The 17,576-nt window shown below is 61.1% G+C and carries 4 protein-coding genes; all 4 read right to left on the reverse strand.

The features are described 5' to 3' along the window. Positions 1-3: 3 nt before the first annotated feature. The gene (locus tag MKleb_RS13425) at positions 4-807 is read right to left on the reverse strand and encodes a thioesterase II family protein (protein ID WP_025106335.1); all 804 of its coding nucleotides are present in this window, start codon (positions 805-807) and stop codon (positions 4-6) included. Next, a complete protein-coding gene (locus MKleb_RS13430) occupies positions 804-1,901 on the reverse strand; it encodes a Gfo/Idh/MocA family oxidoreductase (protein WP_025106336.1) in 1,098 nt (365 codons plus the stop codon). The genes MKleb_RS13425 and MKleb_RS13430 overlap by 4 nt, the downstream gene beginning before the upstream one ends. Continuing rightward, complete coding sequence (gene irp1 / locus MKleb_RS13435) at positions 1,898-11,374, reverse strand: yersiniabactin polyketide synthase HMWP1 (protein ID WP_217076731.1); 9,477 nt, start codon at positions 11,372-11,374, stop codon at positions 1,898-1,900. Before irp1 ends, MKleb_RS13430 begins: the two co-directional genes overlap by 4 nt. Before the next feature lie 85 nt (positions 11,375-11,459). Beyond that, on the reverse strand, positions 11,460-17,558 hold the full coding sequence (locus tag MKleb_RS13440) for a non-ribosomal peptide synthetase (protein WP_217076732.1): 6,099 nt from the start codon (positions 17,556-17,558) through the stop codon (positions 11,460-11,462). Positions 17,559-17,576: the final 18 nt, after the last annotated feature.

Consider the following 17,576-nt stretch of genomic DNA (forward strand, 5'->3'; position numbering starts at 1 on the left):
GCGTCACCTTTCTGAAGTGCAGGACCGATTTTGCAAAGCGGTCGTCGCAGAAAATACGTGGGGAAAATGGTGAATAATCTGCGTAAAAAAGGCCCTGGATTGTTGCAGCAGATAAAAATGGTCGCCGTCAATCACCACCTCGCCTGCGATATGGTTCAGCCACGGACGCCAGGCCTCCATCTCCGGCCAGGAGGCTTCACGATCGCGGCTGCCGCACACGAGCAGCGCAGGCGTGCGCAGCGGCGGAAAATCGTCGAGCGAGTCGTAGTGATAGTGCTCAGTAGCGTAAAAATCAGCGCGCAGAAGAGGAAGAAATAGCGACAGTAGCTCCTTGTTTTCCTGTAGTTCAGGCGAACATCCGCCGATATCGATCAGTTCAGCGATAAAGTCGGCATCATCGCGGTCGCTGAGCCTGCGCCGGGAATGCAGATGAGGGGCATGGCAGCCGGAAATAATCAGCCCTTGCGGGGGAAGCCCCCGTTGTTCCAGAAGCCGGCAGGTTTCAAACGCCACCTGCGCGCCCATGCTGTGCCCGGCAAGTAAAAGCGGGGCGTCAGGCGATACGCTCTCTTCCAGTTCGTCCGCCAGCAGCGACGCCAGTTGCGTAATGCTGCTGAGCGGCGCCAGATGGCGCAGGCGATCGCGCCCCGGCCAGGTCACCAGGGAAAGCGCGATCTCCGCCATGGGGTGGTCTCGCCAGCGGCGAAACGCGCTACTGCTGCCGCCCGCGAAGGGGCACATCACCAGATGCGCCGTACTGGCGTTGCGGGCGGGCCATAACGGTATACACATGGTAGATTGCATCACCGGGACTCCTCATCGTGGCGGTAGAAAGCCGTTAACCGGTCGTGACGTGGCGGCTTCAGGTGTCGGATCTCGGCATTGCCGGTCGCGCGTAAAATCTGCTGCCATAGGTACGACACCGCCAGCTGATGAGCGGAGTGGCAGGCCGCCGGCAGATTTCCACCCGCCAGATGGCAGCGCAGCTGCTGTAGCAACCTGCCGACCCCCTCCGGTCCGGCGGTTTCACAGCAATCACGCCAGCTCAGGGGAGCCGCGCTGCGCGTCTGACCCGGCGGGTCGCGCAGGATCTCCGGCCTGCGGTAGAGACTACGAACATTCGCCTGATGTTCTGCGACAAACAGGCTGGATGACCAGACTACGGGGCCGTAGCTTGCCTCCAGCGAAAGATGACCTTCCGGCCAGCCCAGCAGCAAACGGTGCATAATCAGGCTGTGCATATCAGGATCGTCAGGATCGAGATAGCGCTGAAGTAGCAGACAGGCTTCTCCCGCCGGCCAGAAAAGTCTCAGACAGTGAAAGTCGCTAAAGCTACCGACCACTTCGCACGCCACGCTGGCGGCATCAACCTCTAGCGCCAGCAACAACAAATCCAGCGTGGAGTAGAGCAACTGTCGGCTGGTGGTAGCGTGAGCAACCGACGGCGCCTGATCCAGGCTGCGACGTAACCGCTGCGCATCCCCGAGCCAGGCGCGACCCGCACGCGCGTGCGGATAAAACGTGTTGACCCAATAGCAGCGGCCCCGTTCCTGCGCCAGCGCTTGTAAAGAACGGACGTCATCCGGGTGGAGGGGATGCTCCTGAATCACGTGCACGCCGCGGGTCAAAAAGTGCCGGGCAAGCTGGGTTCCGCTCCCGCCGGCGACGGTTGAGCGCACGACGATACAGGCGATATCCGGCATCTCGGCGATCTGTTCCGGCGAGGTATACAGCGGGATTCCAAACGCATAGGCCAGCTCTCTCGATCGCGCGCTTCCCTGGGACAGAAGACCAACCAGTTCCAACCCCTCCTGGGGCTGCATAAAGGCGTTGAGGTACATTTCGCCAAATTTAGCGCCCACAATCAGTACGCGTAGCTTAGGGGCGGCGGACGACATCATAACGTGTTCTCCGGTTGCGTTGAGGTTGCGCCGAGCCAGCGCTTGATATGCTGCGCACAGGTCTGAACGTGGGGGGGCTCCAGCATGATTTGCCAATGGCTGGCTTTAATCGCATAGCTGTCGGCGCGGTCTATCCAGGTTTGCCATTCGGTTTCCGCTGGCGTCCAGCGCGCGGGTCTCATCGCGGCATGCACGATGAGACAGGGGAGCGGAACGGTTTCGTCCGGCGTATGCTCGGTCAGTAAGCGCAGCAGATGCGCGATGTTGTCGATCCACGCTTCCGCCGCCTGTAGCGTCAGGTTTTGCGCCATTATTCCCGCTGTTCTGGCAAGGTCGATAAAATAGGCAAGCTGGCGGTCGGGCGTCAGCCGATCGAAATGTTCCGGCAGCGCCAGCGGCGTATCTCCTTCGGCTAACAGCCGCAGCAGGGCCGTCCGGTTTGCGCAACGAAAATCCTGTCGACACACGGGATCGATTAACGCCAGCCGTACCTGCTCGCCTTTGGCATCCAGGCGCTGCGCGGCGCCCGCCGCAAGAAAAGCGCCATACGACCAACCCGCCAGAACATAAGGGCCGTGCGGCTGCTGGCGGCGGATACTCGCGACATACTCATCGATCATCCGATCAAGCGTGGCAAAACGCTGCGGCGATTTTGCCTGCAGGCCGAAAACGGGCATATTCAGCGCGCTGGCGAGCGGCAGCCAGGCGCTGATATCGCCGTCTGAAGCATGGAAAACAAACAACGTTTCGCCGCCACCGCCCTGGCAAATGGGCACAGGATTCTCCTCTGCCGACGAACAGGCCTGCAGATGGGCGCAGAAGTCGCTGAGCGTTGAATGGGTGAACAGATCCTGAAGGCTGGCGCTGGCAATTCCTCTGCGGTTCAGCTGCGCGACCATCCTTGTCGCCATCAGGCTGTCGCCGCCCAGCGCGAAAAAGTCGTGATGTCTGGACACGGGGCGAGACAGCAGCGTTTGCCAGAGTTCAGCGACCTGTTTTTCCAGCGCCGGATCTCCCCCGGAGCTCGGTGTCGATTCAGCTGGCGCAATCTGTGCGTCAGGCGGGGCCGATAGCGGAGTAAATAACGTTTCTCGCTGCCGGATCTGCAACGCGGGCAGGGTGGCGCCAAAACGCTGCTGCAGATAGCGGCTCACGGCTGCTTTATCCGGGCGATTCACCCCAGGCGAACGTGCGACCAGCAGATGCTGGCGCAGCGGCGACGATTCCTGCGGCGGCCAGGCCAGTTCGTTGGCAAAACCGGCCTGCACAAGCACTTCCTGCCATGCCGAACGGGTGAGCATAGGTTTTTCATCCCGGCGGCGGAAATCGCGGTATCCGCTTAACCCTTCGATAAAGCCGACGCTCGCCAGCTGGAATACGCTGTTTCGTTCCGTCGCTTCAACGATCAGCAGACGTCCGCCGGCTTTCAGCAACCGCTTTAATCGGCGCAACGACTGTACGACATGGCTGGCGTCGTGAAGCACGTTGACGGCAATAATCAGGTCGTAACCCGCCTCGGGGTGGGCGGTAAAATCCAGCGGCTGGTTGATATCGAATAAGGCGTAAGACACCCGCGATTCATCGTGGAAACGGGTTCGGGCGTCGTTGAGGAACTGCGCGGAGACATCCGTGAAGTGGTATGACAGCCGCGTGTTTCGCGTGGCCTTCAGCACCGGTTCCGCGGTGGCTGCGGTTCCGGCGCCCACCTCGAGGATCCGTTCTGCGCCGCAAAGGGCGGCAATCTGCGCGGTATAGCGATTCAGACAAGCGCTGGCGGGGTTTTCGCGATACAGCGCGTCGGTTACGCGCAACGACTCGTTGAACAGCAGTTCCAGCGGCGAACACTGCCCGGAGAAGAGGTCGTCGTGCCGGGCGATGCAGGCGTCAAGATACTGCGCCAGCGCCTGGCTCCAGTGGGTTTGCGGGCAAGCTTCGTGAGGTTCGGGAATTTCGCTGAGCGGAATGCGGCAGCGCCAGCTATCCCCCTCGCGCACTAACCATTCTCTTTCCGCCAGACACTGCAGCCACTGGCGTAGCAGGCGCCGGTGTGACGCTTGCGCGCCCAGCGCCTGTACTATTTTGCCAAATGGGTGGGCAACCTCCGGGGTGGTGAACAGACGGTGGCGATGTAGCGTTGCGGCAATCCCCTGCAGCGCACGCGCCTCCAGCCAGCGCCAGGTCGCTTCCAGCTCGTCAAGTTGCGTCTGTTCAGGCAACGGCAGCGCCAGTGAGGCGAGATCGTGCTCATCATGTAACGGCGCTGAGGGCGGTGGATCCTCGGTCATAACGATATCCAGGGTTAACGCGCCATTTTCGCTTAATTGCGCTCTGGCCTGTTGGATGCCGGGGTATTCCTGCGCCGCTTGCTCAATATCCCGCAGATCGTAGTCTGTCTGCGCGTTCAGCGGCCAGCGGCGGCGGGGAATGTGTTCGGCAATGCCGCTGTCCATGGTCTTCAGGCCTTCAGGGGTGGCAATGGCGGCCTGCAGGATGGCGCAGTAGTCATTAAACATCGCTTCAGCCGCGCCCGGTTCCAGCACGTTATCCATGCAGTACCAGCTAAACGTCAACGCGCCATCGCTCTCCATCAACTGATGATCCAGCCAGACCTGCGGCGTTTGCGTAAAGACATAGCAGGGTTCGCCGAACAGATGACTCATTGCCCGGTCGATAGCCATTCCTTCCAGCGTCATCCCCAGCATGCTGGTGAACACCACCGGCATCAGCGGTTGACGCTGGGATCCGCGCTGGCGCCCCAGCTCGCGGATCGCCTCAACGCCGTTCACTTCGCTGTGCGCCATGTTTTGCCAGAGACGCTGCTGGGTCCGTTGCATCTGCTCCTGCAGCGTTAGCGGCGTTGAGAAGTTAAAATCAACCAGCGTGACGGAGGTAAAATCCCCGATCAACTGATTGATTTGCGGGTGGATCGGCTGGCGATTGAAGAACGTCAGGTTCAGCGTAAATGCCGTGGTACGGCTCCAGCGCTCAAGGGTGGCGGCAAACAGCGTGAGCAGCGCGGCGGAGGGGGTGAGGCCCTGCTGCTGCCAGCGTTGTTTCGCCGCCTGCCACTCTTGTCTATCAAGCGTCGAAGTGAACGTGGTGAAGTGCGGGGTTTCCGGCGGAGTCTCCACCACCGGCAGTTCCGGCGCTGAAGGCAGTTGCGGCAGTTTTTCCTGCCAGTAATCCCAGGCATCGTGCCATGCTGTTGTTTGTCGGCGCGCCTGTTCAGCCATCACGTAATCGCGGAAGGTGATATCGAGCGGCGGCAGCGTTTCTCCGCGCCATACCTGGGCCAAATCGTCCATCATGACTTTAAAGCTCTGCACATCGAACTGCAGAAGATCGAGGTTCATGTGCAGGCGGTAGCGGCAATCGTCGATTTCGCTGACCACCAGCTCAAAGAGCGGCCACTGGTCGGCAGGTAAAACGCGATAGCTCAGTTCATGGCGCCGTTTTTCCAGCGCCTGGCACTGCTCTTGCGGGGAAAGCGCGCGCAGATCGTCGCGCGGGATACGATACGTCGGGGTTGTCGCCAGAACGCGCTGTTGTCCATCTGCATCCACCACCATCCGCAGCATATCGTGGCGGGCAATGAGCTGGTTCCATGCTTTCTCCAGTACGGCGAGATCGAACTCATCGTGGCGTTTATCCCATTCAAACAGCACGTGACAGGCAACGCCGCCATAGCCAATAAGATGGGTTCTGCCCAACCAGTAGGCATGCTGAATCGGCGTCAACGGGAAGGGCGCGTAACGCTCAGCGGCATCGTGCTGCAACGCTTCCGGCGGCGATACGGCAGGCGCCGTCTCTGCCTGAGAACAGATAAGCTGTGTGAGCCCGTGCGGCGAGAGATCCTGCCACGCCCGTTCCGCGTTGATGCGTACACCCAGGTCATGTTGAATATCGCTGCTGAGTTCAAGAAAGAGCAGCGAGTCCATTCCCAGCTGTAACAGATCCTGATCTGCGTTCAGCGAAGCAGGATCGTTCAGTCTTAGCTGCACCGCAATGCGATTTTTCAGCCATGTCATCACCGCCGCTTTATCGCTGATGCTACCGTGAAAAGCATGGTTATCAGCGGGAGTCGCGGCCGGAATCGCGGCGTGTTCTGTTGCTGCGGCGTTAAACAGAGCCTGCTGCAGCGGGGGCATTTTGTCGGTGAAAACGCGCATGGCCAGTCGCCAGGCGGCGCCGCGCATCACCGCTTGTTCAAGGTGCCAGCGCCCCTCGGCATCGCTTAACGCGCCCATGCCACGATCGGCAAGGGTCGTCAGCATCTCTGTCGTAGCCGCCCGGCCGCTTTCTCCCCATGCGCCCCAGGCGATGGAGAGCACTTTCGGCGTATCAAGGGAGGAGAACTGCTGGGCGAGCCCGTCAAGATAACCGCAGGCCAGCGCATGGGCGCTCTGGCCTGGCGCGCCGAGGGCGGCGGCAGCGGACGAATAGAGAATCAGATAACGGGCGTCGTGGTTGCCCAGCGTTTGTAATAGCTGGCTTGCCGCCTGCGCTTTGACCGCGAAAACGGCGGCCAGCTGGTGGTCATCGAGTTCCTGCAAGGGCCCATCAGCCAATACGCCAGCGGTATGAATCGCTCCGGCAATGCCGCCGCTGGTCACCAGTTCATCAAGAACACGGGCCAGCTCTCCGGCATCACCCACATCACAACGGCAGACGCGAATCTCCACGTCCGCTGTGTCGCCTGGCCATGACGCATCCACGCGCGGCGCCAGTAGCGCGATGCGGCGCGCCCCTTTTTCTCTGAGCCAGTTCACGGCAAGGCGGCCCAGTCCGCCAAACGCCCCGGTCACCAGATGCCAGCGGTTATCGCCGGCAAACACCTTCGCCGGTAATTCGGCGGCGCATCCCGCATTGGGCGCCAGCGAAGGGAGCCAGAAGCCGTTATCCCGGGCTGCAAGCCAGCGTTGTGACAATGAAACAGCGCTTAATCCTTGACGCAGCGTTTCCCACGAGGCGTTTTCAGCCATATCGATAGCGGCGATTAACCGTTCCGGCTGTTCGTTGGCCGCGACGCGAAGCATAGCCCACAGCGCGTGATGGGCCGCTGATAGCGCCTCGTTTTCCTCGATTCGCCACGCGCGGCGGGTGACGACAATCAAGCCGCCTGGGCTGGCGGTGAGCGCCTCTTTCACCTGCGTCGCTAACGCCAGCGTCTCCTCGCTCTCGTCGACAATCATCAGGACAGAAGGGGCCTGCGGATCGTGAAGAATGCCGTATTGCGCCAGCGCCTCTTCGTAGGCAAGGGTACCGGCGCTGAGACGGAATACCAGCGGGCGGCTATTACTGTCGATGCAAAGGGGCCTCCAGCGCCAATGATAATGCGTCTGCGGCGCAGGAAGAGGCGCGTCGGGCGCCAGCGGCAGCCACTTGCCGTCTGGATGACGGGCTTCCACGCGCATCTCGCCGCGGGAAAAGGCTGCGTTTCGCCAGCTTAAGCGCACCTCCCCCAGCCATTGCGGGGCGGTAACGAGGGGCGGTTTCACGGGGGAATCGTCGCCGTGCCGCGCGGAGAGGCGCCGCCAGGCCTCCTGCCAGCGGGCGGTAAACCGTTCCGGCTGACCTGCGCAATCGGACCAGTCGGCGAGATAATCAGGGTTATCCGGCAACGTCTGTTCCAGCGCGGATTCTGATGACGTGGACATCTCCTGGCCGGGCAGGGTGGCGAGAATGATATGTTCGCTCATACCGGCGGTCGGGCTGTCGTCCTGCGGTAGCCACGCTATTTTGCAGAATCCGGCGCGGCGGCACTGCTGCTGCCACTGATGGGGGGTGAGGAAGAGCTCGCCTTCGCGGGCGTCGATATCCTGTAGCGGGAGGACCAGCGGGCCGAAAACGAAATCAAACAGACGCATTGGCTGGGTGATTTCGCGCATCAGCAGGCGCCCACCCGGCTTGAGCAAGGGACGCAGATTATCGAGGGTTCGACCGATATGGCGCGTGGCATGGATCACGTTAGCCGCGACGATAAGATCGTAAGACTGCGCCGCAAAGCCCTGAGACTGCGCCTCTTGTTCGAGATCCAGCTCGTCGTAATGCACAAAGTCATAGTCGGCGAATTTCTGCTGCGCGCGGCGGGTGAACAGTGCGGAGATATCGGTGAAGTGGTACTCCAGCGCCGGTACGTCTTTGAGTTCAGGCAGCAGCCATGCGGTGGTGCCGCCGGTTCCGCCGCCGACTTCAAGAATGCGCAGCGGCTGATGGGGCTGACGCGCCTGGACGATACCCCGTAGTACCCCGGCGGCAATCTGGTTGAAATAGCGGCCAAAGCTGAATTCCTGATATAGCACCTCTACGCCGTCGGAAGCGCCTTGCGGGAAGATAATCGCCACCGGCTCTTCCGCGCCGCTCATCATGTCGTATAACCGATCGCCGGCACGGGCGATGGTATCGGGGATAGCCTGATAACCTTCACAATAATCGGCGAGTTCCGTCAGCAGAATTTCCCGCTGCTGATGTTCAATGGGGCGGGCGCGGTAGTAGCGCCCCTCAGCACAGCGGTAGTCGCCGTCGACCACGCAGTTATTTAGCAGGCGCTGAAGCAGCTGCTGGTAGCGGGGCATCAGTCGTCCATGGCGCATAATGGTGATGGCGTCCACGCCGTTATCTATCGCATCGCCCGTACAGCGTTGTACCAGCCGATCGACATAGATGGCGTGCAGTCGCGTGGCGCACTGTTTAAGCGCCTCCAGACGGGGGAGTTCGAGCGCTGTCGCGGCGCTGTTGGCCACCTCTAATCCAGCGGCAAGCACAGCATCGGCAGGCTCGCAGGCGGAGGTGGCGCGTTCTTTCCAGTAACGCTCGGTCGCAAACGGATAGCATGGCGCGGAGATACGTTGCCCATCGCCTGCCAGAAGATCGGCCCACGGTAAGGTGACGCCGGCCGCGTATAGCTGGAGAAGCGCCTGATTCAGGACAGCGCTCGCCTCCTGTTTACGCCGGGCGCTGGCTATCCAGTAAGCGTCATCGCGGTATTCGCGCTGTCCGGAGGCAATCAGCTGGGCGTCGGGCCCCATTTCAACAAAAACGCGGGCACCGAGCTTGCGCGCCGCCTGAATACTCTGAATAAAACGTACCGGCTGGCGCATATGGCGGCGCCAGTAATCCGCCTGGTTGAGCGTCGCCTCGTCAATGACTTCGGCGGTAAGCGTGGAAATCAGCGGTATTTGTCCCGGCTCGGCGAGCAGACCCGCGCAGGCCTCCTGGAAGCGATCGAGTATTGGTTCAAGTAAAGCGGAGTGCGCCGCGCCGGTTACGCTCAGGCGACGATAGTCGATCTCGTGTTGCGAAAGCGCGGCGCAAAACTCCGCGATACGGGCTTCCGGCCCGGAAAAGACCGTATGCCGGGTGCCATTGTTGGCGGCGAGATCCAGCTCGAACTGACGGGCCAACGGCATCAGCGCCTCTTCTTGCGCAAATACCGCCACCATCGCGCCGCTTGCGCACAGCTGCATCAGCGCGCCGCGCCGACATACCAGCGGCATGACCTGCTCAATGGTATAGTGTCCGCAGACAACGGCAGCGGCAAATTCGCCGACGGAGTGACCCATGGCGAAGTCGGCCTTCAGTCCTTCAGCGCGCCAGTGGGCCGCCATCGCGATTTCGAACGCGACAATCGCCGGCTGGGCCCAGGCCATATTGTCAAGCTGCGCTGAATCGGGATTAAACATCGCTTCCCGTAGCGAAGGCGTGAGCATGTCGCGACAGGCGGCAAAACAGCGCTCCAGCGTATCGGCAAACGCCGTTGAGTGCTGGTACAGAGACTGGCCCATAGTGCGCCAGTGCGAACCCTGCCCGGTAAACAGCCACACCTGTTTGCCGCTGGCGCCGTGGCCGCTATAGACCGGCGAAGTCGATTTCGCGCCAGCCCAGGCGCTGAGCGCGGCGGCGGTGTCATGATTTAATGGCGCCGCCAGGCGGAAGGGAAGATCGAGACGGCGCGCGCGTAACGCCGTGAAGGCCAGATTGTTGGCATCCGCGTTTTCCCTCAGCGCCGCGGCATAGTCCGCTGCCAGCTGCCGCAACGCGGTGTCGCTGGCGGCGCTGAGCAACAGCGCGGAACTCTTGCTGCCGTCATCCGCGGCGGGGTAGCTTATGTTGAGTTCGTCGGGCAGCGAAGCGACGATCATATGGCAGTTGGTGCCGCCAATACCGAAGGAGGAGACGCCCGCGTAGCGCACTTCGTCCTGCCACTCCTGCGCCGTCACCGGCACGGTAAAGGGGCTTTCCTCGAGCTTAAGCGCCGGGTTTGGCGTGTGAAAATTCAGCATTGGCGGAATTTTTCCGCGACTGACCGCCAGAACGGTTTTCAGCAGTCCGGCAATGCCCGCCGCGGTATCCAGGTGACCAACGTTGCTCTTCACGGAACCCAGCGCGCAGCGCTGTTGCGGCGGGCGGGGAGCGTAGACGTTGCGCAGGGCTTCTATTTCAATCGCGTCTCCCAGCGGCGTGCCGGTACCGTGGGTTTCAATGTAGCCGATCTGCCTGTCGTCGATGGCCGCCAGCATTAACGCCTCTTCGATGACCGCTTGCTGTCCTGCCACCGACGGCGCGGTATAACCCACTTTTCTGTTTCCGTCGTTGTTGACCGCGCTGGAGAGGATCACCGCGATAATCGGATCGCCTGACAGCAGCGCGTCCTTCAGGCGACGCAGCACCACGCAGCCGAGACCGTTGCCGGCCCAGGTGCCCTCTGCCGAGGCGTCAAAAGGGCGACAGTGGCCGTCGGGAGAGAAAATCATCCCGGGCTGGTAGCGGTAACCCGCCTGTTGGGGGAAGGAAAGCGCCACTCCGCCGGCTACCGCCATATCGGATTCGCCTGCGCGCAGGCTTTCGCAGGCCAGATGGACCGCAACCAGCGAACTGGAGCAGGCGGTCTGTACCGATAACGCCGGGCCGTGCAGATTGAGTTTGTAGGCCGCGCGGGTGGCTATATAGTCCTTGTCATTGCCCATCAGAGACTGCAGGCCTTTGACCTGTGCGACCTCTGTCACGTTCAGGGCTTCGCGGCCGGGATAGGTGCTCATCCGCGAAGAGGCGAAAACGCCGGTCTTATGGGGGACGGCGCCCGGGGCGTAACCTGCATGCTCCAGCGCATGCCAGACCGCCTGTAAAAACAGGCGCTGCTGGGGGTCTATCGACTCCGCTTCCTGCCGCGAATAGCCAAACAGGGTGGCATCGAAGCAGTCAGCGTTGTCTAAAACCGTTCCAATATTGACGTAACAAGGATCGTCAATAATGGCGGTATCCAGCCCGGCGGCCAGAAGCGCTTCGCGCGTAAAGCGTCGGCTGCATTCGCGGCCTTCCAGCAGATTTCGCCAGAAGGTTTCGCCATCCGGCGCTTCAGGAAAATGGCAGGCGTAGCCGATGACTGCGACAGGTTCGCAGTCCGGGTAGCGTTGAGCGATCGATGCATCAATGGAATCTGCTGTTGGCGCAGAAGAGAAGCGCAAGTTATCCATAATCGGTCCCGTTTCCTAAATTGACAAAGTCAGTGGCGCGCCATGCGTTGGCGATGGCGTCCGGGAAAAGTCAGTTTGTTTCGCGTCAAATGCGCCGCTGACGCCGGCGAACCGGCCGCACGAGTTTGGTTTTCTCCTCCAGGGCTACGCCGGCGAGATAATTGGCCAGCGCGACAGGAGAAGGGTGAGTGAACAGGTCAAGTAGCGTCAGGGCGGCGAATTCGTGACGTTGTAACAAGACGTGCAGCTGCACCAGATTCAGCGACGTGGCGCCCGCCTCAAAAAAGTTCTCTGCGGGTGCGACAGGCTCGCCAACCACCTCGCGAAAGGCGTCGCAAATCAGGCTGACGCTGCTCTCGTTCGCCGCGATCCGCGGTTGAGCGCGCTCAGGGCGTAGCCGGCGGGCGCGTTGCTCCGTGATCTTAAGCGGGGGGGCCAGGTCGGCGAGCGGCAGTTGCCAGCTGCAGTCATCCTCCGCCATTCGGTTAAGCAACGCGCTATACTGTGCAAACTGGCGCTCCACCTGCCCGTCAGGAAACAGGGCGGCGACAAAATCCCAGTTAAAGCGCAGTTCCCCTTCGGATTCATAAACCTGGTGATCGAGCCAGACCTGCGGCGTCTGGGATATACCCCACACCGGTTTGAGCAGATTGCGCCGGGCAAGGAAGTTATCCTGCTCAAAGCCCAGCGCGCTGGTAAAGACGACGGGCATTGGGACAGCCGGTACGTTTTGCCGCCGCGCCAGTTGCCGCATCACGCGTATTGCCGACACATCGCGGTGGTTGAGGCTCTCGCTTAGTCGCTGCTGTAATAACCGCGCGCTTTGCAGCCAGCTCTCGCCGGGATGCCAGCTCAGCAGCATCAGCGAAGTAAAGTCGCCCAGGATCTGGTTGATTTGCGGGTGCAGCGGTCGTCTGTCGAAAAGCGTAAGGTTAAGCGTGAAATCGGGCTTTGCGCTCCATGCAGCAAGAACCGTTGACCACACGGATAACAGTACGGCCGACGGGGTGAGATGAGCGTCAGCCGCCCGCTGTTTCAGGCGACGCCAGCGCGCGCTGTCCATTGCCCCATTGAGCCGTGCGAAGCGCGGCGTCTCAACGTCCTGAGGCAAGCAGCGTAGCGGTAACGCAGGCGCCGGAGGAATATCATCAAGCTGCGTTTGCCACCATGCCAGAGAGTCGGGATTGGGCGTCCGCAGCGCGGGTTGCTGCAGATAATCCCTGAAGGTAACAGGAAGCGGCGGCGGCAGCTGCTGCGGATAGCGATAGCCGTGTTCCAGTTCCGACAACAGGATCTGCATGCTCAACCCGTCAAGCAACAGGTTATCCAGACACAGCCACAGGCGGGCGGGCATCCCGTCGACGAACCCGACCTGGAGATCGAATACCGGCCAGACTTCAGGGTTGAGAACCTGATGCGCCAGTCTGTCGCGTACCTGCAGCGCCTCTTCGGGGCTGTGCAGGATGTGCGCGGGTATCACCCACGGGGGAGTCTGTTCGAGAACCCGCTGTTGTCCATCCCGCACCACGGCGCGCAGCATATCGTGGCGGGCGATTAACCGGTTCCAGACCTTCTCCAGCCGGTGAATATCCAGATCGGCAATTTCAAATTCAACAAAGAAGTGTGAGCCTACGCCGCCAAGGGCAAAGCCCGGCTGACGCCCGACCAGGTAAGCCTGCTGCACATCAGTCAGCGCGAAAGGCCGGTAGCGTTCTTCAGGGGAGTGGACAAAGGGTTGTTCAACAGGGAGGTCGGTTTTACGCAGCGTGGCGGCAAAATCAGCCAGCCGGGGGTGATTAAACAGGTCGCTTAATCGTGCTTCATAACCCGCCTGGTGGAGCTGTCCGATCAGCCTGGTGGCTAGCAGGCTATCACCGCCATGCTGGAAGAAGTCGGTTTCTCTGCTGACGGCGCCCATCGACAAGAGCGGCTGCCAGATGACGGCAACCTGCTTCTCAATATCGCCCAGGGGTAAATCCGCTTCAGTCCGGTTTTCAGCTTCCGGGGTATGACAGCGCTTTAGCGTCTGATAGTCAATTTTGCCGTTCGCCGTCAGCGGTAAGGCGTCAAGTAAGAAGATCCGTTTCGGTACCATCCACCCCGGCAGACGTTCGGCGAGAGCGGACTGCAGCTGACGAGGATCGCGGTGTACCTGGCTAACGGGGCATTGTACGAGGAAGCGCTGCAATCCCTCGACTTCATCGCCGTGCTGGCAGTTGAAAGCGGCGGCGGTAAATATCGCCCCCCAGTCAGCGCTATTGTGAAGTAAGGCTTCGGGCTGACCATCGGTTAACAGAAGCGTGCTGAGCAGGGCGGAGGGCGTTAACTGACGAAACTCCAACACATAGAGCAGCGCGCCTGGAACGGCCAGCTGCTGTAATGCCGCGAGGAGCCCGGGCTCTTCCGGCAGCAGACGATGCAGGGCGTTATTCAGCCAGATAATGTCCGCCGAATGAGCATGCGCCGCCAGCGTGTCTGCACTCCAGAGGGCCAGACGGGCGTCAGACCACGGTGCAAGCCGCTGTCGGGCGCTCAGCAGCAGCTCCTGGCTGTGCTCAAGCCCGACATACTCAATCTCGTCAGCGCTGAGCCGGGTTAGCAGGCACTCTGCGGCGCGGGCGGTGCGGACACCCACCTCTAGCAGGCGTACCGGGCGCTGTAAACGCCGGGAAAGCTGTTGACAGATTGTCGCCAGTTCCTCGATATACAGGGCGCTGGCCGGATGGTCGAAAGCCAGACTTTCCGGCGACCACCGCGCATCGTTCAGTAATGACAGTTCGTGGCGAACGCCGCGAAGGATTTGCGTTAAGGTGAGGTCATGCCCGCTGAAAGAAGGAGGGTCATTGTCCGGCGCTTCCCCCGCACAAACCTGATAACCCTCAGCGGCGGGCTGCAGCCGCTGTTGGGTCACGAGAAAGGCTAACCAGCGTTCCACCACGGCCCGCCAGCGAGGCTGGATAGCGAGAGCATTCATCAGGGGAAGAGGATCGGCGCCAGGAGTTTGACCCGGTTTCAGTTTTAACAGGCGATGCTGAAGAAAATCAGCGACCTGGCCTGCGGAGATTTCCGGGGGGCAGACACAGCAGGGCAGCGTTCCGGCAAGCCCGCGCCACTCCTGGGGCAGCGCCGGGTCCCGATGATGGGTAACACAGAAAGCAGAACCCTGAGGCACAACCCAGGCCGCCAGGGTCTTTTCTTTTTCGCCGATCGCCACAACGGTTGACTGTTTCACTCCCGCCAGCTGGCTGAGCGCGCTTTCGATTTCACCCAGCTCGATGCGATATCCCCCGACTTTGACCTGCTTATCGCGACGACCGAGGAACTCTAACGTACCGTCTGGCCAGTAGCACCCGAGATCGCCGGTGCGATACCAGCGCGCGTTCGATTGCGTTACAAACTGCTGCTCGCTGCGTACAGGATCGTTAAAGTAGCCTTCCGCGACCCCGATACCGCCAATCCACAATTCGCCCGGTACCCAGTCCGGGCAGTCCCGGCCCAGTTCATCCACCACCCGGTAACGTTGGTTGGCCAGCGGAAAACCATAAGGGATGGCGCGCCAGTGGTCAGGGACCCGGTTAATTTCACAGGCGTTAGACCAGATAGACGCCTCGGTGGCGCCGCCCATGGCGATAAACTGTCCCTGGGGGTGGAAGGCGTGATAGCGGGCAGGAAGATCGAGGCCGATCCAGTCGCCGGAAAGCATGACCGCCCGCAGTTTCTCCGGCGCGGCGTCGGCGAAACCTTCACACCAGGTCAACAGCATATCGAACAGCGCCGGGACGCTGTTCCAGAGCGTAACCTGATGACGCTGGATCAATTCGCACCATGCGCGGGGATCGCGCCGTTGATTTTCCATAACGATAACCAGCGCGCCGCCTGCGCTCAGAACGCCAAAAATGTCGTAAACCGATAAATCAAAATGCAGGGCGGAGAGGGCCAGCACTCTGTCCCCGGGACCCACCTGGTAACGGGTATTGATATCGCAGCAGGTATTCAGCGCTGCACGGTGAGAAATGACCACGCCTTTCGGCGTGCCGGTCGACCCGGAGGTATAGATAATGTAGGCCGGCTGCGTCGGCGCGCGCGCCGCCTGGTCGGCTAGCGGCTCCGCCTCGATGGCCTGCTGCCAGGTCAGGTGGGAAATATCGTCTGACCAGGCGCTGGCGTCGTGCTGGCAGGTGAGCACCAGCCGGACGTTGGCGTCGGCGTAGATTTTCCCGCGCCGCGCGGCGGGCTGGTCGAGCGAAACCGGAACGTACACCGCCCCGGACAGCAGAACGGCGAGGACCGCAACCAGCTGTCCCGCGCCTTTCGACATTGTAATAGCGACATTGTCGCCGGGCTGAACCCCGCACGCGATTAACCTGCCAGCGCAGCGGCGCGCATTCTCGGTCAGCTCACGATAATTCCACTGATAATGCGCGTCCGTTACCGCCAGCGCCTGCGGTTGCCGGAGGGCGATGCGGAAAATGCCTTCATGCAGCAAGCCCTGAGGAACGGGAGCGTCGGTTGCGTTAACCCGTTGACGTATCTCCCGCTGGCTTTGGGGCATCCTGTCCGCGAACGACTTCTTCCAGGCGCTTTCATCATCGCAGAGTTGGTTAATCAGCTGGCAGTAGGCGTTGAACAACGTCTCGACCAGCGCCGGTGGGAACAACGCGTCATTGCTATCCCATTGTAGCCAGACCTCGCCCCGATGCTCGAACGCCAGATGATCTATCCAGACCTGCGGCGTCTGCGAGATGCCCCATTCCGGTTCGCCCAGCGGCGACTCGGCGCGGCTGCTGTACAGGGAGCGCCCCAGATTGCTGGTAAATACCACCGGGGCGCCGTGGGGATGGCTTTGCTGGCGTTTGAGTTCACGAAGGAGCTCGACGCCGGACCAGTGGCGATGATCCCAGTCCTCAGTAAACGTGAGCTGGTTTTTACGCGCCAGGTTGCTGACGGTATCGCCATCGCAGGCGGTATCCAGCAGAAGAATATTGGTGAAGTCGGCAAGCATTTCGTCAACCGCCGGGTGCAGCGGCTGGCGGTCAAATAACGTGATATTGAGCAGCAGCCGCGTCAGGCCGCCCCAGCGCCCCAGAACGGCAGCAAAACAGGTCGCCAGCGCCATTGTCGGCGTCACGCCATTCTCACCGGCCCGTTGGCTAAAGGCGTTCCAGCGTGTTGTCGGGACAATCATGCGGCGTCGGGTATTACGGACTTCACGCAGCGTGGCGGGTTCGCAGGCTAGCGGTAAAACCGGCGCGGGTGGCAGCATCAATGCTTTCGCCAGCCAGTACGCGCGCGCTTTGTCGAGCAGCGGCTGATTGATCTTCTGCTGATGCAGCAGATAAGCGCGGAAATCATAGCGGGGGTCGCCGGGCGGCAGCGACTCTCCGGCCAGCAGGGCGTTAAGTTCATCGAAAAACAGCGTAAAGCTGGAAGCATCCATAATCAGCAGGTCGATATTGACATGGAGGCGGTGGCGATTGTCCGGCAAGAGCGTCAACTGGAAATCAAAGGTTTCGCCCATTTCCACGCGTAAAAGACGGTGGCTCAGGCGCTGGCGCAATGTTTCCAGATAGGCCTGGCGGCTTGCCTCGTCGGTCTGGCGTAAATCATGAACGGTGACGCCGTTCCAGTATGGCTGCGGTAGCCAGACCTGCTGCCCGTCGGCGCGAAAGGCGATATGCAGCATCGGGTGGCGTTGCAGTAAGATCGTGATGGCCTGCTCCAGCTTTGGCGCCGTCAGATCATGGCCGGCAAACTCCTGATACAGATGGCAACCGACGCCGCCCAGCGTCTGTCCGGGCATTCGGCCCGTCAGATAGGCATGCTGTACCGGCGTCAGCGGGAAGGGGGTACCCTCGCTCATGACTGGCCACGCCGCGTCCGCCGGGGAGCTTGCATCATCCGGTTTTTCACCCGAACGGCTGCGCATCAGCTGGCGCCATGCTGCCAACGTGGGGGCGGCATACAGCTCGCGAAGGGTGAGGCGGTAGCCCTTTTTACGAAACCAGTGTAACCATCTCATTAATCTTATGGAGTCCAGGCCCGCCTGGATCAGATTGCTCTCTTCCTGTAACTGCTGCGGCGCTACATTCAGTTCCTGTATTAACAGTTCGCGTAATTGTTGATAATCGGCCGCTTCGCCGTTGTCCGATAACAGCGGATCCTGAGAGGGGGCGCCAGAAATCATTCTTCCTCCTGATGGCAC

It is taken from the genome of Klebsiella sp. PL-2018 (assembly GCF_019048985.1).
GTDB classification, from domain to species: Bacteria; Pseudomonadota; Gammaproteobacteria; order Enterobacterales; family Enterobacteriaceae; genus Klebsiella; species Klebsiella michiganensis.

Excerpts from the sequence above, each read along its gene's own strand:
- MKleb_RS13440 (WP_217076732.1), bottom strand. The coding sequence starts at position 17,558 with ATGATTTCTGGCGCCCCCTCTCAGGATCCGCTGTTATCGGACAACGGC.
- MKleb_RS13430 (WP_025106336.1), bottom strand. The coding sequence starts at position 1,901 with ATGATGTCGTCCGCCGCCCCTAAGCTACGCGTACTGATTGTGGGCGCT.
- irp1 (WP_217076731.1), bottom strand. The coding sequence starts at position 11,374 with ATGGATAACTTGCGCTTCTCTTCTGCGCCAACAGCAGATTCCATTGAT.